Annotated in this window: 23 protein-coding genes and 2 pseudogenes; 6 read left to right on the forward strand and 19 right to left on the reverse strand. The window is 67.0% G+C overall.

Features of this window, described 5'->3' with window-relative positions; translation table 11 throughout:
- Positions 1–1,017 precede the first annotated feature (1,017 nt).
- The 3 genes from ACFYSH_RS24120 to ACFYSH_RS24130 form a co-directional block, all read right to left on the reverse strand.
- A complete protein-coding gene (locus tag ACFYSH_RS24120; RefSeq protein ID WP_388755091.1) occupies positions 1,018–2,400 on the reverse strand; it encodes an IS1380 family transposase in 1,383 nt (460 codons plus the stop codon).
- Between the two features lie 118 nt (positions 2,401–2,518).
- Positions 2,519–2,866: a hypothetical protein gene (locus tag ACFYSH_RS24125; protein WP_388755094.1), complete on the reverse strand. Its 348-nt coding sequence runs from the start codon at positions 2,864–2,866 to the stop codon at positions 2,519–2,521.
- Positions 2,867–3,017: 151 nt separating this feature from the next.
- Complete coding sequence (locus ACFYSH_RS24130; protein ID WP_388755096.1) at positions 3,018–3,323, reverse strand: hypothetical protein; 306 nt, start codon at positions 3,321–3,323, stop codon at positions 3,018–3,020.
- 35 nt (positions 3,324–3,358) lie between these two features.
- Between ACFYSH_RS24130 and ACFYSH_RS24135 the strand changes: the two genes are divergently transcribed.
- Complete coding sequence (locus ACFYSH_RS24135; protein ID WP_388755098.1) at positions 3,359–3,574, forward strand: hypothetical protein; 216 nt, start codon at positions 3,359–3,361, stop codon at positions 3,572–3,574.
- A gap of 43 nt (positions 3,575–3,617) precedes the next feature.
- Here the strand turns inward: ACFYSH_RS24135 and ACFYSH_RS24140 are convergent, their stop codons facing one another.
- Both ACFYSH_RS24140 and ACFYSH_RS24145 read right to left on the reverse strand, forming a co-directional pair.
- On the reverse strand, positions 3,618–4,010 hold the full coding sequence (locus tag ACFYSH_RS24140) for a hypothetical protein (RefSeq protein WP_388755101.1): 393 nt from the start codon (positions 4,008–4,010) through the stop codon (positions 3,618–3,620).
- A gap of 148 nt (positions 4,011–4,158) precedes the next feature.
- Positions 4,159–4,293: a hypothetical protein gene (locus ACFYSH_RS24145; protein ID WP_388755170.1), complete on the reverse strand. Its 135-nt coding sequence runs from the start codon at positions 4,291–4,293 to the stop codon at positions 4,159–4,161.
- On the opposite strand from ACFYSH_RS24145, the pseudogene ACFYSH_RS24150 reads away from it, so the two are divergent.
- Positions 4,237–5,103, forward strand: a pseudogene (locus ACFYSH_RS24150) (IS110 family transposase); the annotation flags it as partial. The gene ACFYSH_RS24145 and the pseudogene ACFYSH_RS24150 sit on opposite strands and share 57 nt — an antisense overlap.
- 55 nt (positions 5,104–5,158) lie before the next feature.
- Positions 5,159–5,521: pseudogene (locus tag ACFYSH_RS24155) on the forward strand (transposase); the annotation flags it as partial.
- 178 nt (positions 5,522–5,699) lie between these two features.
- Here the strand turns inward: ACFYSH_RS24155 and ACFYSH_RS24160 are convergent.
- The 4 genes from ACFYSH_RS24160 to ACFYSH_RS24175 all read right to left on the reverse strand — a co-directional run bounded on the left by ACFYSH_RS24160 (position 5,700) and on the right by ACFYSH_RS24175 (position 9,775).
- Complete coding sequence (locus ACFYSH_RS24160; RefSeq protein WP_388755105.1) at positions 5,700–6,158, reverse strand: hypothetical protein; 459 nt, start codon at positions 6,156–6,158, stop codon at positions 5,700–5,702.
- On the reverse strand, positions 6,155–7,978 hold the full coding sequence (locus ACFYSH_RS24165; RefSeq protein WP_388755107.1) for a polymorphic toxin-type HINT domain-containing protein: 1,824 nt from the start codon (positions 7,976–7,978) through the stop codon (positions 6,155–6,157). The genes ACFYSH_RS24160 and ACFYSH_RS24165 overlap by 4 nt, the downstream gene beginning before the upstream one ends.
- A 373-nt stretch (positions 7,979–8,351) precedes the next feature.
- Complete coding sequence (locus ACFYSH_RS24170) at positions 8,352–8,957, reverse strand: hypothetical protein (protein WP_388755110.1); 606 nt, start codon at positions 8,955–8,957, stop codon at positions 8,352–8,354.
- A 341-nt stretch (positions 8,958–9,298) separates the two neighbouring features.
- Positions 9,299–9,775: a nuclear transport factor 2 family protein gene (locus ACFYSH_RS24175; RefSeq protein WP_388755112.1), complete on the reverse strand. Its 477-nt coding sequence runs from the start codon at positions 9,773–9,775 to the stop codon at positions 9,299–9,301.
- A gap of 337 nt (positions 9,776–10,112) precedes the next feature.
- Here ACFYSH_RS24175 and ACFYSH_RS24180 point away from each other — a divergent pair, with 337 nt between their 5' ends.
- From ACFYSH_RS24180 to ACFYSH_RS24190, 3 genes are all read left to right on the forward strand, one after another.
- Positions 10,113–10,724 carry a hypothetical protein gene (locus tag ACFYSH_RS24180; protein ID WP_388755114.1) on the forward strand — a complete coding sequence of 204 codons (612 nt, stop codon included), beginning with the start codon at positions 10,113–10,115 and terminating at the stop codon, positions 10,722–10,724.
- Positions 10,725–10,931: 207 nt separating this feature from the next.
- Positions 10,932–11,396: a cupin domain-containing protein gene (locus tag ACFYSH_RS24185; RefSeq protein ID WP_388755117.1), complete on the forward strand. Its 465-nt coding sequence runs from the start codon at positions 10,932–10,934 to the stop codon at positions 11,394–11,396.
- Between the two features lie 174 nt (positions 11,397–11,570).
- Positions 11,571–11,945 (forward strand): nuclear transport factor 2 family protein, encoded by a 375-nt coding sequence (locus ACFYSH_RS24190; RefSeq protein WP_388755119.1) that lies wholly within the window; start codon positions 11,571–11,573, stop codon positions 11,943–11,945.
- 89 nt (positions 11,946–12,034) lie between these two features.
- Here the strand turns inward: ACFYSH_RS24190 and ACFYSH_RS24195 are convergent, their stop codons facing one another.
- From ACFYSH_RS24195 to ACFYSH_RS24240, 10 genes are all read right to left on the reverse strand, one after another.
- A complete protein-coding gene (locus ACFYSH_RS24195) occupies positions 12,035–12,409 on the reverse strand; it encodes a VOC family protein (protein WP_388755121.1) in 375 nt (124 codons plus the stop codon).
- Positions 12,410–12,632: 223 nt separating this feature from the next.
- A complete protein-coding gene (locus ACFYSH_RS24200) occupies positions 12,633–13,040 on the reverse strand; it encodes a cupin domain-containing protein (RefSeq protein WP_388755123.1) in 408 nt (135 codons plus the stop codon).
- 364 nt (positions 13,041–13,404) lie between these two features.
- Positions 13,405–13,776 (reverse strand): hypothetical protein, encoded by a 372-nt coding sequence (locus tag ACFYSH_RS24205; protein WP_147963303.1) that lies wholly within the window; start codon positions 13,774–13,776, stop codon positions 13,405–13,407.
- Between the two features lie 132 nt (positions 13,777–13,908).
- Positions 13,909–15,024, reverse strand: coding sequence for a DNA alkylation repair protein (locus ACFYSH_RS24210; RefSeq protein WP_388755125.1), 1,116 nt, complete (start codon positions 15,022–15,024; stop codon positions 13,909–13,911).
- A gap of 13 nt (positions 15,025–15,037) precedes the next feature.
- Entirely contained in the window at positions 15,038–15,340 is a 303-nt protein-coding gene (locus tag ACFYSH_RS24215; protein ID WP_147963305.1) for a hypothetical protein, read from the reverse strand.
- Positions 15,341–15,380: 40 nt separating this feature from the next.
- Positions 15,381–16,436 (reverse strand): aldo/keto reductase, encoded by a 1,056-nt coding sequence (locus tag ACFYSH_RS24220; RefSeq protein WP_388755128.1) that lies wholly within the window; start codon positions 16,434–16,436, stop codon positions 15,381–15,383.
- Between the two features lie 166 nt (positions 16,437–16,602).
- Positions 16,603–18,042, reverse strand: a complete 1,440-nt coding sequence (gene gndA / locus ACFYSH_RS24225) for an NADP-dependent phosphogluconate dehydrogenase (RefSeq protein ID WP_388755131.1) — start codon at positions 18,040–18,042, stop codon at positions 16,603–16,605.
- Positions 18,043–18,104: 62 nt separating this feature from the next.
- A complete protein-coding gene (locus ACFYSH_RS24230) occupies positions 18,105–18,995 on the reverse strand; it encodes a helix-turn-helix transcriptional regulator (protein ID WP_388755134.1) in 891 nt (296 codons plus the stop codon).
- Positions 18,996–19,070: 75 nt separating this feature from the next.
- Positions 19,071–19,529 (reverse strand): nuclear transport factor 2 family protein, encoded by a 459-nt coding sequence (locus ACFYSH_RS24235; protein WP_388755136.1) that lies wholly within the window; start codon positions 19,527–19,529, stop codon positions 19,071–19,073.
- 158 nt (positions 19,530–19,687) lie between these two features.
- Positions 19,688–20,716, reverse strand: coding sequence for a saccharopine dehydrogenase NADP-binding domain-containing protein (locus ACFYSH_RS24240; RefSeq protein ID WP_356842840.1), 1,029 nt, complete (start codon positions 20,714–20,716; stop codon positions 19,688–19,690).
- Positions 20,717–20,822 lie beyond the last annotated feature (106 nt).

Genomic DNA, 20,822 nt, shown 5'->3' on the forward strand with positions numbered 1-20,822 from the left:
CAGGCGCAGCGCGACCTCCTGCGCAGTGGGCTGCCCACGCTCATCAGGGCAGCCCACTGAAGCAGCCGCCGTGACGGCCTGGACGATGCCTCACGGGTGCGGAACATCTCGCCGTTCAAGCCGAGGCAACCGTGGGAGCATTCCACGACGCTCCCACGAAGGCTTGGCCACAAAACCCCAGGTCAAAGCTGTTCGGAGCTCATCTTCGACGCGCGAGGACCCGCGTTCGCCACACCACCGTGAGGCGACCGCCACACGCAGAATGACCCCACAGAACGCGTTTCCCCAGGTCAGAACGATTCTGCCTGGGGATGCTCGGTGGGGCGGGTGGGACTCGAACCCAAACCGGTGACGCGTCTCACCTGCGGAAACGCCACAGAGACGGACATTCGCACCCTGCTGGATCCTGCTGCATCCGCCTCGATCCCCGGCAACGGCAATGCGGTGCGGTGCGTACCGCACGGCTACAGGCAGCCCCGGTGCCTGCAGTAGGAGACGGCCCACCCGCTGCAAGACTGCCAACCCCATGGCTCACCCGTGGTGCATGCTGCCAGCTCCGTTACCGCCTCTCCTCCTGTTCGGCACAGTCACGCTCTGCTACGAGCGGAGTCGGCCGAGGTGTCGCCCGGGAGCGGGATATCAGGCCCTCACATAGTTCCGCGCTCTCCCTGATGGTCGTCCCGGGCCTTGTGCGTCGTCGCTGTCCGCCGCAGCCCCGCGCATCCCGCACGACGTCCTGGGGGCACTCTTCCAGATCAGGCTTGGGCACGTTTTCCCCTCGACCACTTCACAGAGCGCGGCCGCAACCCTGCGTAAAAGAAGTGCCCAAGTGGCGCGGCTGGTCCCCCGCCTAGCCTCGATCTTTCGTGATGGGTCGTCGGATTTTCCGGCGGTCTGTTTCGGTTTGTCAGGTCGGTGACGGGCAGGCAGGTGGCCCGGCTGTCGTGTCGGGTGTGCGCCGGGTTCCACAGTTCCGGTGGGTGGTTCGAGTTCGTCGGGATGGGCGGTTGCGGCTGGTCAGCCAGGGTTGGGGAGTGCGTCGAGTCGCTGGATTGCGCTGGTGATCACATCCGTCCAGGGCCAGTGGCGGGTGAATCTCAGGTGCCGGCGGCGGGCGGTGGTGACGAGCTGGGAGGCGGCGGAGAACAGCCGCAGTCGAAGGCGGCGAGGTTCCCAGAGGCGGGGTTTGCCGGTCAGGGCGAGCATCGGCAGCCAGGCCAGCAAGTCGAGGGCGAGCTGGACGATCTCCAGCCAGATTTGGTTCTGCGCGGTGTCGTGCAGGGGGAGGTTCCGCAGGCCGGTGGCGCGCGCGTTGCGGATACGGTCCTCGGCGCGGGCTCGCTGGCGGCGGCGTAGTTCGAGTGCGGCGATCGGGATGTCGGTGGTGTTGGTGGTGTTGGTGGCGAAGCACGTCAGCCGCAGTCCGTCGGCGTCGGTGAGGCGCAACTGGGCGCCTGGATGGGGGCGTTCCTTGCGGACGATCAGCCGCATTCCTTTCGGCCACCCCTTGAGGACGTCACCGTCGAGTTCGGCGGTCCAGGCGCCGTCGCGGATCTCGCCTCCCGGTTCGACAGCTGGTGTCCAGGCGGAGGCGGGAACCCTCAGGACGGCCTGGTGAATGGCGTCGGTGATGGTCATCCCGACCGAGTGCGACAGCCACCTGCCGCGTTTCGCGAGCCACGCGACGAACTCGTGGGTGCCGCCGGCGGAATCGGTGCGGATCAAGGTGGAGCGGCCTCGTCGGTATCGCTTGGGAAGCTGGGCCAGGGCGAGCTGGGTGGCGGTGACGTGATCGGCAGCGGTATTGCTACCCGCGTTCCCGGGCCGCAGCAGGGCTGCCACCGGCTCTCCGGTGCCGCCGCGACCATGGTCGACGAAGCCCATGAGCGGATGTCCGTAGGATTTCTTCCAGGTCGCGGCCGCGTCCTGCTTGTCGAAGTGGGCCAGAACCAGTACTCCGTCCAGGTCTACGATCACCTGCCCGGTGGTATCCGGCGACGATGTGCCGGCCAGCCCCCAGGCCCGCTCGCGTACTTCGGCCCGTGCCGACCGGATAGCGGTCAGAGCCTTCGGGCCTGCCGCGGCGAGCTTGTCGATGAGCCGGGAGACGGTCGGGTCGGAGGCCACCGGCCCGAACACGGCCGGCTCGGCCCGCAGCGTCGCGACATCCGCCAGACAATCCCCGCCCAGCGCGACCGCCAGGGCCACGTCCAGCAGGATCTTCCCCGGATCATGTACCGCCCGAGGACGCCGCCACGGTGCGAGCGCCGCCGATATTGCGGTGTCCAGGCCGCTCTTGCGGACCGTCTCGACCAGCAGCACCCCTCCGGCCTGGGAGACCACCGCCCGGCCACCGCCTTCGATGTGGACACGAGGATAGGACTCGATGCGCTTCTTCACCTGAGGAGTGCTTCTTTCCACGCGACGATCTGGATCCTAGAAAAGCCCAATTGTCCCAGGTCAGAGGCACTCTTCTGCATGCAGGGCCGCCAACAGAGCGCTCTGTGGCAGCGTGAGGCTAGGAGTGCGGAATGGCCCGTTCTGCGTGGACTCTCGGATCGAAGTACCTCACCGTCCAGGCCGGACCCAACTGCTTCGCAACATGCCGGGCAAGCACCTCGCCCGCCTGAACGAAACGTTGCTCAGCGTCCTCCGAGGGAAAGCCGGAGAGTTTGGGGTCCTCCCTGTTCAAGGTCCGGTCATACTCGGCCGCCCAGTTGTCCAGTCGCTCTGCCAGGTCAGATGTCAGGGCCAAAGCGAGGTCCTCCGGGGATACATCGCCGGCTTCCTCACCACTGAGCCAGAGTGGGTGGCACTCGTAGTCGGCCATGACACGAATAGTGCGCGGCTCAATCTCATCGCTCATGAACCTCTCATATGGGCGCCAGTGCCACGACTGAAGGTGGCTGTGCACCTCATAAGTGAGTCCGGCGACGGGAACCGATACCCTCGGCCTTCTCCATTTTCGCAGGTCGGAGACACTCTTCACGTGCGTGGCCGCTGGTCGGAGAGACATCTCACGAAAGCGCGAGGCTAGACCTCGACTGCCCTTGCGCGAGGCTCTCCGCCACCACGCGGAAGCGCTTGCCCGCCTCGTCGAGGTGGTCAGCGATGGACAAGGCGGTCTCTCCAGGAGAACCGAAATCGTCAAGGGTCGCGGCGAGGTTAGCTTTCACGTCCAGGCTGACAATCGGCCTCTCCAGAAGTTCATCCACCGGGTACCGGCGGAAGCGCGGGGACGGGATGCGCCCTCGATGGTCGCTCTCGCCGGGCCGGTAGGCGGCGAGGAAGTCCGCGAAGTCCGCCGACGGCCTGGGCAGCATGGTTTCGTGTGGAGCTGACGACAGGAGGCTTGACGGTGGGCACGGTCGATGAGGTGCTGCGGAGCGCGGGCGATGCCTGCGAGAGGCAGTTGCGGCGGTGGGTGGGACGCCGCAGGGGCGCCTGTCCCACAGGAAGGTACAGAGGGACAGCAGACGACTCGCTCGGCCGCCTCGACGACGACTACGGGCTCAACCGCCGCTTGGGTGCCGGGGCCGTCGGCCCCGCTGCCGCGTACGAACGAGCCGTCTGACATACCGATGCTGCCTGCGTGGTTGTCCCAGAAGGCTGCGCGGTCAGCGGCGGCGGCCGCCGCCGATGCGGCGGTCGTCGGCCAGTGCGGTCAGCGGGCCGAACTCGCGGGCAAGCTGGTTCCACGTCAGAACCTCGCCACAGCGGGCCGGGAATTCCTTCGGGTTGAACTCGGGCATGGTCCAGGTGCCGTTACCCCGGTCCCGCAGCCACAGGTCCCCGTCACCGTCGACCACAGTTGGCGGGACCGGTACGGGCTCGGCCTGATCGGTGGGCTCCCAGGTGACCCGGCCCGGGTGGGAAACCCGGCGCAGCTCGGTGGTGGCCAGCCGCGCGGCCAAGTCACGGGTGGACTCTTCGGCGTCCTTGACCGACGCGAGTCGAAATGCGTCGTCAAGTACGGGCAGGGCTGGATTCTTGCTGCGCTTTGAACTCATACGCTGGCTACCTCCGGTGGGGGGCGTCACTTCCGTTATGGCACCCCGTAGAGGAACACGGTATCCGAGGCGGGAACCGGGCCGGCTACGACCACTGTCCAGGTGGAGGCGCTGGCTGAGGTTGATCCCCGGGAGTGGACACCGGGTTTCATGCGGGGAGCGAGAGGTTACGCGACGTGATCAGCTGCTGTTCGAACTCGGCCGGTGTGAGGTAGTCGAGGGCGGAATCCCAACTGCGTTGGTGGGCGTCTTCCTGGGCCTGGACGTCGGCAAGCAGACGCATCACGGACACGGTCTGACCCCGGCAGGGAAGACAGGCCGCTGCCGAACGGCGAACCGAAGCTGCGGGCCGTCTTCGACAAGCTCGGGGCCAAGTTCACCACGGTGCTGGTGGTCGTGGATCAGCCCGCGTCCATCGGCGCCCTCCCGCTGACCGTCGCCCGGACGCCGGCTGTCAGGTCGCCTACTTGCCCGGACTCGCGATGCGGCGGATCACAGATCTCTACCCCGGTGAGGCCAAGACCGACGCGAAGGACGCCGTCGTCATCACGGACGCGGCCCGCACCATGACCCACACCCGGCGCACCCTGGACCTTGCCGACGAGGTCACCACCGAGCTGACCATGCGGGTCGGTTTCGACCAGGACCTCGCCGGCGGGGCCAACCGCACCAGCAACCGTATCCGCGGCCTGCTCACCCAGTTCCCCCCAGCCTCGAGCACGTCCTCGGCCCACGCCTGGACCACCAAGCGGTGACCTGGCTCCTCCAGCGTTACGGATCCCCGCAGGCTCTGCGGGAAGCGGGCCGCCGCAGACTGGTCGAGGTCGTCCGCCCGAGGGCACCGCGCATGGCCGAGCGGCTGGTCGAGGACATCTTCACCGCGCTGGACGAGCAGACCGTCGTCGTCCCGGGCACCGGCACTCTCGATGTGATCGTCCCGTCGCTGGCGAAGTCGCTGGCTGCCGTCCACGAACAACGCCGGGCGCTGGAGGTCCGGATCGAGGCTCTGCTGGAGGCTCACCCTCTTTCCGAGGTCATGACGTCGATGCCCGGCATCGACGTCAGGACCGCCGCGGTCCGGGTGTGCCCAGTAAAGGGACTGTAAAACGTTCCGTTCGGTGTAACTCCCGATCATGGAAGATGCGTCGATGACCAGCAACAACGTGACCGAGACCGAGCCGGTCGAGCCGTCTGAGACGGCGCCGTCGAAGTTTGTGGACGACCGGCTGATCGACGAGCTGGTGGGCCGGGCTCAGGCCGAGGGCCTGCAGCTGACCGGCGAGGGCGGACTGCTCCAGCAGCTGACGAAGCGGCTTCTGGAGTCGGCCATCGAGGGCGAGATCACCGACCACCTCGGCTATGACAAGCACGATCCGGCGGTGAAGAACGGCGGCAACTCACGCAACGGCACCTGAGCCAAGACCGTACTGACCGATGTCGGCCCGGTGGAGATAACCGTGCCCCGCGACCGCGAGGGCTCCTTCGAACCAAAGTATCGCCGTCGACATCGCCACCAGGCGGCCTGTGTGCCCTGCCGGGATATCCCGGCAGGGCACACGCGTCACTCTCTGCACCCTCATATCCGGAGGCGCAGAGTTACCACACCCCGGAAAACAGGAACCCTTCGCCATAATCACACAACGCCGTCTTAAGGGTTCTCAACCTGACTGGCGATACACAGCGAGCGATTCAGATCCAGGAGCGCACGCTCTTCATTCCCTTGTTTCCCTGGAGGGCCGGATACCTGGTTTCCAGATCATCAAGGACTTGCGAAAGGAATTTACGACTGGCGGCAATAAGCTCCCCCCTACGGATCTCCCCCCTGCCATCGGCGTAATTGCAGCTCACACCGACGAAATCTCCGGTGACCTTGAGGTGAATCTCGTCGGCCATCCCGGCGAACGCGATCCGGGCGTCCCCACCCGAGCCCACCGTCCGGGCAGCAGCGAAGAACTCCACAGCAAAATCGAGGATTTGCACGCCGCCCCCTGTGATGATGCTGAAGTCGGCACCGCCTACCCTGAATTCAAGGTCACCTCCGAAGCACGAGTAGCACAGGTCTGCCAGGTCAGCCTTCCTTAGACTCATTCGCTTCTGCTCACGGATCACCACAGGGTCGTCCGACAGAACGTACTTCAAAGTGATCACGGGGTGCCACTCCCCATCTTAATCGGAAATGCGGTCACGATATTTTTGTTGCGGACCACTACTCGAATCCCTGTAAGCGGCTTACCGCTACGGTCATACCCCACGGTCTTACCGAAGTCGTACTCGTGGACATGGCCACCCTTGAGCCCATTGGACTTCCGGGCTCCGAAATTCAGAGCTTCCTCCACCTGATTTCGAATAGTACTGGTGTTGTCCGTCATGAACCGGCTATTTCCGGGGTGACGGCTACTCACCGAATGACGGTTGAAAATATGGTGCCAGTCAGCCGACTTCACACGTCCGCCGCAGTTGTGCACCAGGATCGGACTCTCGCCCGCCACCACATGGTAGGTGTGCACCCCGGCGACCGTGAGGTCGTAGGTGCGGTCCGCGGCCCTGAATCGACGGATGCTCCCGATGGTCGCGGGCGTCCCGTCAGCGGTGAGCAGCCTGGTGCCGGGCTTGAGGTCAGCAGCGTTCACCCACGCCTGGGTGTTCGGGCTCCAGAAGGGGTGGTGGTCGGTGGCGGTGATGTCGGCTTCGCCGTCGGGCGTGGTGATCGTGAGCCGGGTGTAGTGCTTGTCGTCGTCCTTGGTGATGGTGGCGACTACTTCGCGGGCTTGTGTCTGGCCGGTTCGGGGGTCTGTGGCAAGGACTTTGTCGCCGACCTTCACCTGCTCTATGGGTTTGTGCGTACCGTCGGCCATCGCGATTTCCGTGCCCGCCACGAAGCTGTGCCGTACAGGACATGTCGCCAGCTTGGCGGCGTCGGTGTGCTTGCCAGCCTTGAGCAGCTTGGCAGCTTTGCCGATCTTGCCCCAGGGCGTGAGGCCGACGGCCGTCCAAAGGCATCCGCTGGCGCTGCCCTGGGCGCAGTCGATGGCATCTCGCACGCCGATCAGTTCCAGCAGGTCGACGCCGGAGGATTTCACCCAGCCGAGGTCGTGGGCTGCGGCACACACGTCGGACCCGGGTTCTGAGCGGCACTGTCCCTCGGACCAGCGCATGACCTGGGCCTGGTAGTCGTTCCACAGATCCTGGTAGCCGGAGCGGTAGTTCATCTCCTTCGGGGTGGGAATGCGCACGCCGGCCAGGAAGATCGGTTCAGGTTCGGCCACCGGCTTCGACTTCCGGCCCGATCCGGTGGAGGCCTTGCCGCTCGGCTGGGACGAGTTGGTCCCGCGGACGGAGTAGAGGACCTTGCCGTCCTTGTCGTAGCAGTTCTCCACGGTGCAGCCGGGTCCGCTGCCCGGTCCCCAGACGCTGTCGGGGTTGTTGTAGCTGCAGCTGTCGCAGTACAGGCCGGTGGGATCGGACCCGGTGACGGGTGAGTGGTTGGCGTAGGCGTAGCCGTTGATCTGCTGGGGGCCGGCCGGGTCCATGATGGGGTCGACGCTGATGAAGCGGCCGGTGGACGCGTCGTACTCGCGTGCTCCCAGGTGGGTCAGGCCGGTGCTGGTGTCGGTGGTGCCGCCGACGAAGCCCTTGGTTCCCGGCCAGTCGGCGGGTGTCTGGCCTCGGGGTGTGCCGAAGGGGGTCGTGCCGCGTCGGCTGATGGACAGGTCGGCCGCGTCGACGGCGAGCTGTCCGGTGCCGTGGTGGTCTCCGAGAGTGAAGGAGATGGTGCCGTCGTCGCTCTGGACGGCCTGGTTGCCGCCGCCGAGGTCGATGTAGCGGGTGGCTTTCGGGGTGGTGGCCCCCTTCGGCAAGGTGATCTCGGTGGAGCCGAGGTAACCAGGGCGACGGCCCCGGCTGCCGGCCGCCCGGGACCCGCCCAGGCCGGGCCCCGGCTTCGGCATGATCAGCTTCGCTGGTTCCACGGAGACCGGCAGACTGTCGCGGAGGGCGGCGTCCGCTCGCTCAGCCGGGCGGCCTGGAGCTGGGCGGCAACGACGCCGCGATCGTGCTGCCGCCCGTCGGCGCCGTACACGTTCACGAGGTGATCGACCAGGCCGGCGGCTACGACCTGGGGCGCGTCGTGCAGTCCGGCAACAAAAGGGCCGCCCGGCAGGTTCGCCGAACGGCTTGAGGCAGGCAGGGGTGAGGTCAACGACGCACGACACCGATGGCCCACCCCTCGATCGGCCCCTCACCCTCATCAACCCGGACAGTGGGCCGGCGCCACGAGGAGAGCACGGGGCGCTCTGCGATCTCATTGTGGGCTTCGACCGTGGCATTGGTAAGGCCCGCGGGTCAGGCGACAGGGTCACGCAAGATGGTCCGCAACGCGTCCTGCGGTGTCTGTGCGGTGAAGGGGTCGATGTGGATCTCTCGATGCGGGCCGGAGCGCCGAAGGCCCCTCGCACGGGCGAATGCGCCAAGTCGAGCCAGAGTTTCGAACTCGTTCCCGAAGGGCCCGTGATGCATCACCTGCACCACAAGGGTCTCGGGCAAGGTAACCAACTCCACTTCGCCACCGGGATCGTCGGCGCTGCCCACGGCGTCACGGCGGGCTGACGCAATTGCGTCACGGGTGATCGAGTCGGCGACGCGAGTGGTGATGCGGTATTCAAGGAGATCGACACTGTTACCGGTGTAAAAGTCTTCGATCTCGACAGGTTCGGCCTGCTTCGGATACCAGTAGAGAATCTCGATGACACATGCATCCGATGGAGACATCCTCAACGTGGCGGGGAGGGCCGCCTCCACGGCGGCAACGAAGGCCATCTTGCGATAGAACGTCTCGGTCCCCGGGCGGCCCGAGCCGCCCACCGAAAGGAATGTTGCCGCCGGCGCGCGCACAAGCTCCGGTGTGTCCGCTGCGGCAAGGTGGGAAGTGACGGCTCCAGGCTCAGGCATGAAGACCTCCTCAAGGGGCGCTTCCAACGAAGAATTCCTTCATGCCGTCAGAGACCCAGAGGATCAGCATCCTGACTAACACCGAACGCTGCTCAGTGAGTCTTTCGCTTAGCCCATCAACTCACGCCGTCGGGGTCCCACTCGCGACTCTGTAAGCCGGTCCGGCGCGACTCTGCCGCCCCGGCTGAAATACGCGCAGCGGAGCACTCGGGGCCGATGTCAAGGCGTCGGCGCGTACGGGCGTCGCCCCCCATATTGAAGGCTCTCAATTTGTGCCTGCGTGTCTGCGGTAGCAGATGAGAACGCAAGCAATGTTCGTGAAGGCGAGATGACCGATCGAGCTAGATTCCGGCGAGGACGGTGGGGTCTCCCTGGGTCCAGGCGTTGTCGACGGTGACGTGCTGGATGGGCCAAACGTCCCCGCTCCTGACAAGTTCGACGTCGTAGCGGTTGGTCATGAGGACGTGGCGGGAGTGGTCCTCCCGGGGCAGGTGCTGGCACGCCACGATCGCTTCGAGGCTCGCCCTGTCGCCGTCCAGGCTGACGCGCGGGTTGCTCACGGAGTGCGTGGTGTCCAGGTGACCGAGCGAGGCCAACAGGGCTGCGGCGATGGTCTCGCGGCCTTCCACCGGCGGGTACTCCTGACCGGCCTTCTTCGTGGCCGGACCGAAATCGGCTACTGCATCGTCTGTGAACGCGGACGAGAGAAGTTCCTTGTCACGCAGGTCGAGGCCGGCTGCGTATCGGTAGATGGTCTCCACCACGGCGAACTTGTCCGTGATTGCCGCGGTGGAGGTGCTGCTGCCTGTTGTCGACATGGTGCTTCCTTACTTGGCGGGTCGGTACACGATCCAACGTAGACCACTAAACGACAGGTGTCGAATAGTGGTAGCGTCGAGAGCGACCCGATCGAAGGAGCGACATGTCCGACGTGAATCCCCGTGCTCGAACGGCGGCCGTCGCCGGAGGCGGCAGAGACTCGGGCCTTCCCGTGCCGCCCTGTCGGCCACACGCCGCACGGAGGCGAAGCCTGGGTCTCCTCGCCGGCGCCTGCGACGCACCCTTGGCGTACCTGCCGATGGCCGGTTCTCGGCGATTGCCCCAGCGGCCCCGGGGGGTGAAGCGCTGCGATCACCCGCGAAGTAAAGTGCGTCCATGGTGAGTGATCAGCCCCCGGCAAACGACGCGGACCCGCGCTTCACGCGCTCGCGACGGGCGATCGCCGATGCACTTGCCGACCTCATGCAGCGGACACAGTCGTGCCCCTCGGTCTCCGCCCTCTCGGAAGCCGCCGGCATCCACCGCGCCACCTTCTACAACCACTTCGACTCCGTCGAAGAGGCGGCGGTATTCGTGATCGCAGACGATTTCCGCTCCCTTCACGACCTGAACATCAGCGATCGGCGGATGGGCGCGGACCCGACCGTCGTGGCAGTGGCGACGCTGAACGCCATGCTCGACTCCCTCAGGCAGCGCAGAAGCCTCTTCCTGCTGGCTTCGACCTGGCGATCGCCGAGCGGACTGATGGGGATCGGCGACCTTCTCCTGGAGCAGCTCCGCGCTCTTCGGCGCGACCTCGGCACCGACGAGCGGGAATCCGGCCCGCACAACTCGGTCGAGGACGTGTTTACCGCCTCCGGCGTGCACGGAGTCTTCTCTGCCGCCGTCGGGGGCAACACCGACTGCGACCCGGAAGAGATCGCTGTCCGTCTGTACGCCCTCCTCCCCGACTGGATCCGTCAGCCACCGCAGTCGCCGACGACCTGAGCCGACGGCTCGGCCGGCCGTGACGCCGAGCAGCCTCAAAGCATCACCGTGCGCTCTTCCGCCGGTGTGCCCTCATCACGTGGCGCGCGGGCACACCCGCCGTACGACCGCGCCGCCGCATTCCACCCGTGCGCCGCAGCGCCAACCACATCGGCTTCGACGAACCGGCCGCCTCATTGCCGCCGCTCGTCGCAAGGAGACAACAACATGAGCATCGCCCTTGTACGAAACCCAGGCGACGGCCAGGACTTCCCCTACTACGACAACATCATCGAGCAGGTGGCGACCAACGCCGAGACGAGCGGGGCGGTCAGCGTCATGCGTCTCACCGTCGGCCGCGAGGACGCGCCGCCCTTGCACACTCACAGCCGGGAGGACGAGAGCTGGGTGGTCCTGTCCGGCCGCGTCCGGTTCTGGGTCGGGTCGACCTCGCTGGACGAGTGCGAGGTACACGACGCCGAAGCAGGGGCCTACATCTACGTGTCCAGGCTGGTCCCACACACCTTTCAGACGATCACACCGACCGCGGAGGTCCTCGTCATCAACAACCCCGGAGCCGTCGAGGGGCTCTTCCACACGGTAGGACCCGCCGACGCACGTGCAGATTCCGAGCACACCGACCTCGCGTCGGAGTACGGAATCGTGAACCACGACGGCCCGCCGCCCGCCTGAACCCGGGCGGCGCCTGGTCATCGTCACCGAGAGACCAACACCCCGAGAAACGAGGGAATCGTCCACCGACTCAAGTCGCTGCTCCCCACGTCGGCCACACTGAGCGTCCGGTCGGACAGGACCCGCCCCCTGCCCCGTCGGCGCCCCGCAGCTTCCATCAGAAAAGGGACTTCCATGAGCCAGAACCTCAAAGACAAGGTCATCACCTACCTCCGCGCACTGGAGAAGTCCGACTGGGAGACCGCGCGTGCACTGTGCTCCGAGGCGGCCACCGTCTGGCACAACGACGGCAAGGGTGATGAGACGCTCGATGAGTACTTCGAGGGGCTGAGACGGCAGATCGGCTCCTACGAATCGATCCGCTACGACATTCTCCGCCAGCTCTCCCAGCCGGGCGAGGTCCTCCAGCAGCACGTCGTACGCGTGACAACGAACGACGGCAGCTGTGGCGAGGTGCATGCCGCGGTCCACTTCGGCTTCGACGGCACCGGTCTGATCACCCGCATCGAGGCGTACGCCAACTACATCCCCGTCAGTCAGCACAGCTGAGGCGCCGGCGCGTGCTCACCGCACCGGCGAACGACGACACTCGGACCCCCAAGGCCCGCGGTCTGCGCCGGCGGAACGAGAGCGTGGCCTCACAGAATGATGCAGAAGGGGTGCCCCGCCGGGTCCAGCAGGACTCGCCGCCGCTCGGGAAGCGGTTGCACCTCGGCTTCGACGGCTCCCAGCGCGATGAGCCTGGCCTGGGTGGTATCCAGGTCCTCCACGCCCAGTTCGAGGTGAGCCTGCTTCGGTACGGAGGAGTCCGGCCAGCTGGGGGGCTGGTAGTCCTCGACGCGGTAGAAGCCCAGCCCGGGTGACCCTTCACGGCCCAGCAGCACGAAACCGTCGGTGGAAAGAGTGACGGGCAGGCCGAGTGCCTCACCGTAGAAGCGGGCCAGCTCGGCAGGGTCGGGACAGTCGAAGGTGACGGCCAGGTAGCGGATCACAGGATCGGTATGGGTGCTCATCAGCGGACTCCTTGCTGGCGGGGTCGGCCACGCCTTGCCGGCGGGGCCGGCCACGCGCGGTGATGACTGTCGTTCGGCGGTGCCGGGCTGTGCCCGGCACCGCCCAATGCTCATGTTCCTGTGCGGCCGTCCACATGCTCCGTTTCAGCACGTGCCGGACCTGACGAAGCGCCCGCGCACTCGCGCTGAGGCGCCGTCACATGTGATCGGTGCGACACCGCGCTCACGGTGTGCGCACTTCACCGGTCGGAAAGTCCGGGATCGGTGTGAAGACCTCGATCATGGTGGTGTCCTCGAGCGCGATTGCGGAGTGGGGCACTCCACTCGGAATGCCAAGTGCCTCGCCCGGCCCCAGGACACGCTCCTTACCGTCGACCACGTACGCCATGCGACCGGTCAGGATGACGTCGATCTGCTCCATCGGGTGGACTTCCTGCTCGCCCGGATCCGCGGGATTGGGGATTACCGTGTCCGCCGCGATCGCCACGTGCAGTACCTGTACCTTGTCGGCGGTCAGCGCTTTGATCATGATCCGGTTGCCGAAGTCCCCCAGAGGCGTCGGCTCGATCTCACTCCAGATCCGGTGCTGCGGTCGGCCGAGTTCGTGGGCGGTGCTCTGTTCTGTGGTCATGGAGAAGACGCTACGGCGAGACCAGGACAGCTTCGGTCCTGATCATGGGGAAGACCCCACCTGTGATCAGCGCCTCTGCCCGCCTGTTGCGACACGACGGTTCGTATGCCTTCGCCCCAGGACCGAACAGTGCAGCTCACCCCCACCACGGTGGGCGTCCACCCCCCGGAAAGGCCTGACGGCGCCCTCGTGGAAATCGGCGGCTACGACCAGTGGCGGCCTTGCCCGCTACCTCCTCTGCCGGGTTGCGTCTCTGCCGGTCCTGTCACCCGACACCGTACGAGAGGCACTGCAGCGCCGGGGGGACGAACTGCCTCAGCGGCTGTGAGGCGCTGCCGCCGGCGGGCGGTGCGCCAGCAGCGTGTCAGCCCTTGGGCATGCTCTGCAGGGTCCGCCGCAGGCCGTCACCGATGCGGTCCATGGTGGCCTCGTAGGCCTCCGGCATGTCGACGTCGAGCCGGTCGGCGAGCACGAAGACCCACCACAGGCACTCGGCCAGCTTGTGCCGCAGTTCGGCGTCCACGTCACCGTCGATGCCCCAGGTGCGCTCAGCGGCGAGCACCAGGCGCCCGACGTAGGCTGCGTCGTTGGTGAAGCCGAGCGCGAGCTCGGGCAGGGTCCAGGTCCGGCCCAGTACGCGCTGCTCGATCTGCTCGTACTGGGCTCGGACCTGCAGTGCCTTCTCATCGGCCTCGATGAGGCCGGCCTTTTCGTCGTGTGCCGGCGTCTCGTTCATCTAGGTGTCCCTCCAGGGAGATGGTCGGTGTCATTGACGACGCTAAAGGCAGATGCGGACGGATTTTGTCCTGGTCTGTCGTTGTGGTGATGCGGTCTGTCGGCAGACGGGTGACTCGGTCCGTGCCGCACGTCACGGTGTGTCCGTGGGAGCCAGTTCGAATTCGGACCGCTCGGACTCGACTCCGTTGATCTGGAGGGAGATTGCATGTCGCCCGGGGTAGTAGCGGCGTGTCGTGATCGGCCGGAACGAATGCTCCCGCATCACCTCCATCTGTTCGCCCGGTGCGAGGGTCCGGGTGGTGAGTTTGAAGGTCTTGCCGGCCCGGTTTCCGTTGGCCTTGCGGTGATGCACGATGTAGTCGATCGTCAGCCGCGCCGCAGAGGCACCTACGTTGCGGATCGAGGCGGTGAGCTGGACGCTCTCGCCAAGAAGGACGACATCCCGGTCCAGACGAGGCCCGTCCACGTCCAGGACCGCGGGAGCGAAGCCGAGCAGTTCCAGTGCACCGAGGTGGCCGCGCTTGATGAGCGTGCGCAGCGCGTGCCGTACCAGGCGTTCCGTGGTGGCGTCAGGTCTGTCCAGCCAGCGGCGCGCCGTGTCGACGACGACCTCGGGATGGTCGCGGCTGAGGTCGTTGAGGTGGTTGGCGACCGAGCGGCGTACGTATGCGCTCTCGTCCCGGTAGAGGGCGTCCAGGACGGCGACGGTCACTCCGGGACGGGCCAGGACCTGTGGCACACGTACCGCCCAGGGCAGGTAGGGACGGGTGCCTTCGGAGGCGAGCCTGCGCACGTCGGGGTCCGCCGATCCGGCCCAGTCGCCCACGATGGTGCCGAGCGCCCGGTCGAGGTCGTGTCGCAGCAGTGTCCTGATCGCGAACTCGGAGGAGAGACGCCCGGTGAGCTCGGCGAGGAGCACCATCGCGTCGTCGAAGGCGGCGGTCTCGCCTTCCTGGACGGCGCGGGTGGCGACCGCGCTGGTGACCGGCCAGATCAACCATCCGGTGAACTGAGGTGCGTTGTCCCGGGCTGTACGTACGGTCCGGGCGAGTGTGGCGTAATCACCCGGCAGGTCGGTCAGCAGTGCGTCGCGCAGCAGGTCGGCGCGCTGTCTGAGTGCCAGCGGGCCGATCTGCCGTGCTGCCGCGTGCAGTGCCGTGAGGGTGGTGTCCGGAGCGGCGGCCCGGATGGCGTGCGTGAGGTTCTGCACGGTGTGGCGGCTGATGAGTTCGTCGGCGAACGGCATGCTGGTCTCTCCGTCATGTGACGTGGTGCAGCGCGGTGGTGAGCTGCCAGTCCACGCTGTCGTGGTCGATCGTGGCGTGGACGGGAGAGTCCGCCATCTCGCCGGTGATGCCGACGGCGCCGGTGCGGGCGTGCGGCAGGCTGTCGTAGGCGACGATGTCGATGACGCGTCCGTCGTCGGTCTCGACGATGCGTCGCCACAGGAAGCCGGACTGTCGCTTCAGGTAGGCGTCGATATCGGCGTTCGCCTTGACGAAGTCGGCGGCGGAGAGGCCCGGGGCCGGGCGCAAGGTGGTGATCTCAAGTGTCTCGGCCATGATGTGTTCCGTTCTCGTCACGCAGTGCTGTTGGCGGCGGTCAGCGGACGAATGCCTTGGCGGACAGGCCGTTGACCGTGGTGTCGCCCTGCTGGAAGCCGACCATGGACTCGATCATGCTGTGCGGGTAATCGAGGGTGGGTGCCGTGAGGCTGTTCAGTTCGGCGATCTGCGTGTCGGTGAGCGTGACGTCGAGCGAGGCGAGATTGGCGGCCAGTTGCTCCTGTGTCCGGGCGCCGACCAGGGTGGACGTCACCTCGGAGCGCTGCCGCACCCAGGCGAGCGCCACCGCTGCCACTGTCGTACCGAGGCTGCCGGCGATCTCCTGCAGGGCGTCGAGGAGGACGAAGGTCGGTTCGCTCAGGTAGGAGGCGGCGTACGCGGTGCGCCCGGAGCCGGCCACCTCGGTGGCGGTGCGCGAGTACTTGCCGGACAGGACACCGCTGGCCAGCGGACTCCATGGTGTGATGCCGAGTCCGAAGCGGCGGGCGGCTCCGAAGGTCTCGCCCTCGACGCTGCGGGCGAGCAGGGAGTACTCCACCTGAAGTGCGGCGACGGGCTCCCACTCCCGCAGCCGGGCGGTGGTGGCGGCCTCGGCGACCCACCAGGCGGGCGCGTTGGACAGGCCGATGGCGTGGATCTTGCCCGCGCGGACCAGATCGGTGAGGGTGGAAAGGGTCTCCTCGACGGGAGTGTGCCGGTCCCACTGGTGCATCCAGTACAGGTCGATGTAGTCGGTGTTCAACCGCCGGAGTGATGCGTCCAGTTGAGTGCGGATCGCCTTGCGGCCGGCACCGCCGGAGTTGGGATCGTCGGCTGCCAAGCTGCCGCCGAACTTCGTCGCCAGGACGACGCGGTCACGGCGGCCGGGACGCTGGGCGAAGTAGCGGCCCAGGGTCTCTTCGGAGGCGCCGCCGTTGTACATGTTGGCGGTGTCCACGAAGTTGCCGCCGGCGTCGAGGTAATGGTCCAGCAGACCGAACGAGGTTTCGGGGCCGGAGCCCCAGCTACCGTCGTCGAAGTTCATCGCGCCGAAGGCGAGAGGGCTCACGCGGAGCCCCGAGCGGCCGAGGGTGCGGTACGAGGTGAGTGACATGGTGTTTCCTTCTGGATTCTGGAGTAAGTCTCAGAACTGCGGATGCGGCGATGGTCCGCGGTGGGGCGTGGACTCCACACTCGCCGACAGGGCCCCGAAGAGGGAGGTTGTGCGAGGGTGGGTGTGCCACACCCAGGCAGACCGCCGGTGATCGTGGACGCGAGGCTCAGACGTCTGTTTCAGGACGGTCGGGATGCGCCCAGTGCGTGTGGAAGGCGCCCTGCCGGTCGATACGCCGGTAGGTGTGAGCGCCGAAGTAGTCCCGCTGGCCCTGCAGCAACGCGGCGGGCAGCCGGTCGGCCCGCAGTGTGTCGTAGTACGACAGTGCCGCGGCGAACGCGGGAGCGGGGACCCCACGTCGGGCAGCGGTGGCGACGACCTCGCGCCAGGGAACCTGGGCGGCGGTGATCTCCTCCGCGAACCCGGGCTCGCCCAGCAGGCTGACAAGGTCGGGGGCGGCCTTGTGCGCCGTGCGGATGCGGTCGAGGAATGCGGCGCGGATGATGCAGCCGCCTCGCCAGATACCGGCCACCGCTGCGAAGTCGATGTCCCAGCCGTATGCGAGCGCGGCGTCCTGGATCATCGTGAAGCCCTGGTCGTACGCGATGACCTTGGAGGCGTACAGCGCCTGCTCGACCTGCGACGTGAAGCGTTCTGCCTCAGAGCGAGTCTTCGGTATGTGCATGCCGCCGGGCAGCGGACGGTATGCGGTACGCAGGGCGGACTGGCCGGAGGCTGCGCGTGCGAAGGTGGCCTGAGCGATGGTCGTGACGGGTGAGGCGAGGTCGAGAGCGGTCTGCACGGTCCAGCGGCCGGTGCCCTTCTGCCCGGCGGCATCAGCGACCACGTCGACGAAGGGCCTGCCGGTGTCGGCATCCGTGTGGGAGAGGACCTCGGCGGTGATCTCGATCAGATAGGAGTTCAGTCGGCCCTTGTTCCAGGTGCGGAATATCTCGGCGATCTCAGCCGGGCTGTACTGGGCGACCTGGCGTAGCAGATCGTAGGCTTCGGCGATGAGCTGCATGTCGGCGTACTCGATGCCGTTGTGGACCATCTTCACGAAATGGCCGGCGCCGTCGGCCCCGATGTGCGTGCTGCATGCCTCCCCGCCGACATGGGCACTGATGGTCTCGAACATGGGGCCCAGGACGGCGTAGGCCTCCTTCGAACCGCCCACCATGATGGACGGCCCGTTCAGGGCGCCCTCCTCACCGCCGGAGACACCTGCTCCGACGAAGTGGATGCCGCGTTCGCGTAGATCCGCCTCACGGCGCCGGGTGTCGGCGAAGTGGGCGTTCCCGCCGTCGATGATCATGTCCCCGGACTCCAGTAGCGGGGCGAATTCATCGATGACCGCGTCCGTGGCGGCGCCTGCCTGCACCATGATCATGAGTCGGCGAGGGCGCTGCAGGGCATCGACGACATCCCGGGCGGTTTCGGCCGGTACGAAGGCGCCCTCGTGACCGAACTCCTCCATGAGGGCCTTCGTACGCGACGCGGTCCGGTTATGGACGGCGACCGTGTAGCCATGGCGTGCGAAGTTCCGGGCCAGGTTTCGGCCCATCACCGCGAGTCCGGTGACTCCGATGTGCGCGCGTGTGTTCATGATGATCTCTTTCTCTGCCACCTGTACGGCGGAAGACGAGTAGGTGGTCGTGGCTGTCATGGCTACTGTCCGCCCATGGCCGCGAGGTAGGTGAAGGCCTCGGCACTGCGACTTCCCGGGGCGGGGGCTCCGACCAGCAGGTGCTGTCCAGGGACGGCCGCCACGCCGTGGACGCGGTACGAGAGCTCGATGTGTCCGGCTGTTGGGTGGACCACCTTTCTGTACGCGTGGTCCAGACCGATCGCGGCGCTGTTCTCCCAGCTCCTCGCGAAGTCGGCCGACTCGGCGGACAGGCCGGTGATGAGGTCCATGATTTCGGTGTCGTTGGGCAGCCGGACGGCGTTGAGGCGCAGCGTGTGCAGCGAGCCGGCGGCGGCCACAGGCCATTCGGTGAAGTAGGTCCGTGCCCCGGGGTCCGTGAAGAGGATCCGGAGCAGGTTCTGACAGGTGCCGGCCGCGTCGGCGAAAGGGGACAGCAGCACTCGGGCGGGCGCGTTGGCCGCCAGGATGTCGAAGCAGGGACTCAGTACGTAGGCCGCTGCCTGGTGAGAAGCGTCCAGGATGTGCAGTAGTTCCGGGTGCACCTGTCCGCGTGCGGTGTCGGGACGCAGGTTCGGGTTGAGTCCGGCGAGACGGAACAGGTGGCTCCGTGCATCCGGGGCCAGACGAAGGGCCTGGGCGAGGGCTTCGGCGATCCGGGGCGAAGGGTGTCGCTCCCGGCCTTGCTCCAGTCGGCTGTAGTGGTCGGCGCTGACGTGTGCCAGGACCGCCACCTCCTGCCGGCGCAGCCCATCCACCCGGCGGCGACGACCACCGGTGCTCAGGCCGACGTCCGCGGGAGCCAGCCGGGATCTGCGGGCCCGGAGGAACTCCCCCAGGGAGTTCTCCTGTGGCTCCCCGGTGTTCTCGCGGGTTCGTGCCGAGCCCACGGGCGCCATGGAGGGCACGTGCATGCGCATCCGAATGTCTTCCCGGCTCGGCGCACCGGAAGTCGGCGTGCCCGACGCGAGCCGGTCCTTCGGTGCGCTTCAGGCGTCCGGGGTCTTGAGGTGGTAGCGGGTGTTGCCGGTGAAGTCGATGGTGACCTCCCGCCGGGCGAAGGACCACGTTCCCTGACGCCGCTCGAAGCGGTCGCGGTAGCGCCCGCCCGCCACCATCTGCAGCGGCAGGAGGCCGGGCACTGCCTGGAGGATGTTGTAGTACGACCGTGCTTCGGCGCTGTCGTCGTCCTCGTCCACCTCGATGAGGATGTTCGTCGTGATGTGCCGGGTGCGCAGGGTCCCGTCGTCGTGCACGACCAGCATCGAACTGATCAGGTCCTCGATGGCCTTACCGCCGCGGAGGCTCACCTCACCCGCCACGAACTCCGCGTTCTCGAAGAGTGCGCCGAACTTCGCGAAGTCACCGTCGTCGACGAGGTGCGAGTAGCGGGCGATGAGGTTCTCGATCTGTCGGGCGCTGGAGATCGAGGAGGTGGAAGCAGGCATGGAAGTGGCCTTTCGACAGGGGGATCCGCTCGCCCCGGCGGGCGAACACCCTCAGTCTGTTCCCGCGACGACGGGCCAGGAAGGACCTGTCTTCCTGGGTGCCACACACCCATGTTCCACTCGGATCCGTGGGTGGGCCGGCCCACCCACGGTGTCCCCTACAGGTCCTTGATCTGCGAGTCGCCGACGGCGAGAGCCAGTTCGGGGCCGTAGGCGGAGGAAGGCGACTGGAAGCCGGGCGTGAAGGAGCCGGTCAGCACGCGGCGGGCGATCTCCACGGAGGACAGCTGGGTGAACCGGTAGCCGGTCGGTGTGTCGATCAGGGAACGGACCACGCTGCCGTCCCGGCCGGTGACCTCGGCCACGACCTTGCTGCGTCCCACCTCCCGCTCCTGGGCGGTAGGGCCGTCGGGCAGCGTCGAGAGGTCCAGGTCGATGGGGAGCGGCTGCCCGACCTGCACGTACACCTCGATCGAGGGGACGCCCGTGGCGTAGTGGCTGGTGATCAGGTCGCCCATGGACACGGATACGCACTCTTCCGGACCGTCGTCACCGAAGTCGAACGAGGCGGCCTTGGGCTCCGGCAGCGCGACGATGTCCCCGTCCTTGCGGACCAGCACGCCCAGGTCACCGATGCCCTCGGTGGCGCTGACGATGGACCCGCGGGAGAAGAGATTCAAGCCCTCCGACTCCTCGGGGGTCGCGCTGAGGAGCTTGAGCGCCAGGCGCAGACCGATGGGCTCGTCGACGCGTGCCGCAGCATGGGCGGCCACGCAGTCGCTGGGCACGACGTCCCAGCCGGCGCCGGACATGACCATCACGCCGGCCGCCGCGGCCTCGGCGTGCCGGGAACGCGCGGTGGCGAACACGTCGTATTCGGCGGTGGTGTCGAGGTAGTGCACACCCTTGTCGATGCAGGCGTCCATCAGCGGGCCCGCGGTGCGCTGGAAGGGGCCGGCAACGTTCAGGACCACGGTGATGCCGTCGAGCGCGTCACGCAGGAGCGCGGGGTCATCGACCGTGAACGCCCGGCTGTCGACACCGAGTTCCTCACCGAGTGCCTTGACGCGCTCCTGGTTGCGGCCGGCCACGACGACGTCGAGGCCCGACTCCTTGGCGTGCTCGGCGACGAGCTTCCCGGTGTAACCGGTGGCTCCGTAAACGAGCAGGCGGGGGGTGGCTGACATGATGCGCTCCCATGAACAGGTAATGAGGTGGGACTGCGGGAAAGGCCCGTCCCGAGCGGTGACTCGCTCGGCGCTGTGTGCCTCGCATCCAGGCTAGGAGCAGATC

The sequence above is a fragment of the Streptomyces sp. NPDC005791 genome (genome assembly GCF_042871485.1).
Taxonomy (GTDB): domain Bacteria; phylum Actinomycetota; class Actinomycetes; order Streptomycetales; family Streptomycetaceae; genus Streptomyces.

Coding starts and splice junctions, on each gene's coding strand:
- ACFYSH_RS24125 (WP_388755094.1), bottom strand. CDS start 2,866: ATGAGCGATGAGATTGAGCCGCGCACTATTCGTGTCATGGCCGACTAC.
- ACFYSH_RS24130 (WP_388755096.1), bottom strand. CDS start 3,323: ATGCTGCCCAGGCCGTCGGCGGACTTCGCGGACTTCCTCGCCGCCTAC.
- ACFYSH_RS24140 (WP_388755101.1), bottom strand. CDS start 4,010: ATGAGTTCAAAGCGCAGCAAGAATCCAGCCCTGCCCGTACTTGACGAC.
- ACFYSH_RS24145 (WP_388755170.1), bottom strand. CDS start 4,293: ATGCGTCTGCTTGCCGACGTCCAGGCCCAGGAAGACGCCCACCAACGC.
- ACFYSH_RS24170 (WP_388755110.1), bottom strand. CDS start 8,957: ATGCCTGAGCCTGGAGCCGTCACTTCCCACCTTGCCGCAGCGGACACA.
- ACFYSH_RS24175 (WP_388755112.1), bottom strand. CDS start 9,775: ATGTCGACAACAGGCAGCAGCACCTCCACCGCGGCAATCACGGACAAG.
- ACFYSH_RS24180 (WP_388755114.1), top strand. CDS start 10,113: ATGGTGAGTGATCAGCCCCCGGCAAACGACGCGGACCCGCGCTTCACG.
- ACFYSH_RS24185 (WP_388755117.1), top strand. CDS start 10,932: ATGAGCATCGCCCTTGTACGAAACCCAGGCGACGGCCAGGACTTCCCC.
- ACFYSH_RS24190 (WP_388755119.1), top strand. CDS start 11,571: ATGAGCCAGAACCTCAAAGACAAGGTCATCACCTACCTCCGCGCACTG.
- ACFYSH_RS24195 (WP_388755121.1), bottom strand. CDS start 12,409: ATGAGCACCCATACCGATCCTGTGATCCGCTACCTGGCCGTCACCTTC.
- ACFYSH_RS24200 (WP_388755123.1), bottom strand. CDS start 13,040: ATGACCACAGAACAGAGCACCGCCCACGAACTCGGCCGACCGCAGCAC.
- ACFYSH_RS24205 (WP_147963303.1), bottom strand. CDS start 13,776: ATGAACGAGACGCCGGCACACGACGAAAAGGCCGGCCTCATCGAGGCC.
- ACFYSH_RS24210 (WP_388755125.1), bottom strand. CDS start 15,024: ATGCCGTTCGCCGACGAACTCATCAGCCGCCACACCGTGCAGAACCTC.
- ACFYSH_RS24215 (WP_147963305.1), bottom strand. CDS start 15,340: ATGGCCGAGACACTTGAGATCACCACCTTGCGCCCGGCCCCGGGCCTC.
- ACFYSH_RS24220 (WP_388755128.1), bottom strand. CDS start 16,436: ATGTCACTCACCTCGTACCGCACCCTCGGCCGCTCGGGGCTCCGCGTG.
- gndA (WP_388755131.1), bottom strand. CDS start 18,042: ATGAACACACGCGCGCACATCGGAGTCACCGGACTCGCGGTGATGGGC.
- ACFYSH_RS24230 (WP_388755134.1), bottom strand. CDS start 18,995: ATGCACGTGCCCTCCATGGCGCCCGTGGGCTCGGCACGAACCCGCGAG.
- ACFYSH_RS24235 (WP_388755136.1), bottom strand. CDS start 19,529: ATGCCTGCTTCCACCTCCTCGATCTCCAGCGCCCGACAGATCGAGAAC.
- ACFYSH_RS24240 (WP_356842840.1), bottom strand. CDS start 20,716: ATGTCAGCCACCCCCCGCCTGCTCGTTTACGGAGCCACCGGTTACACC.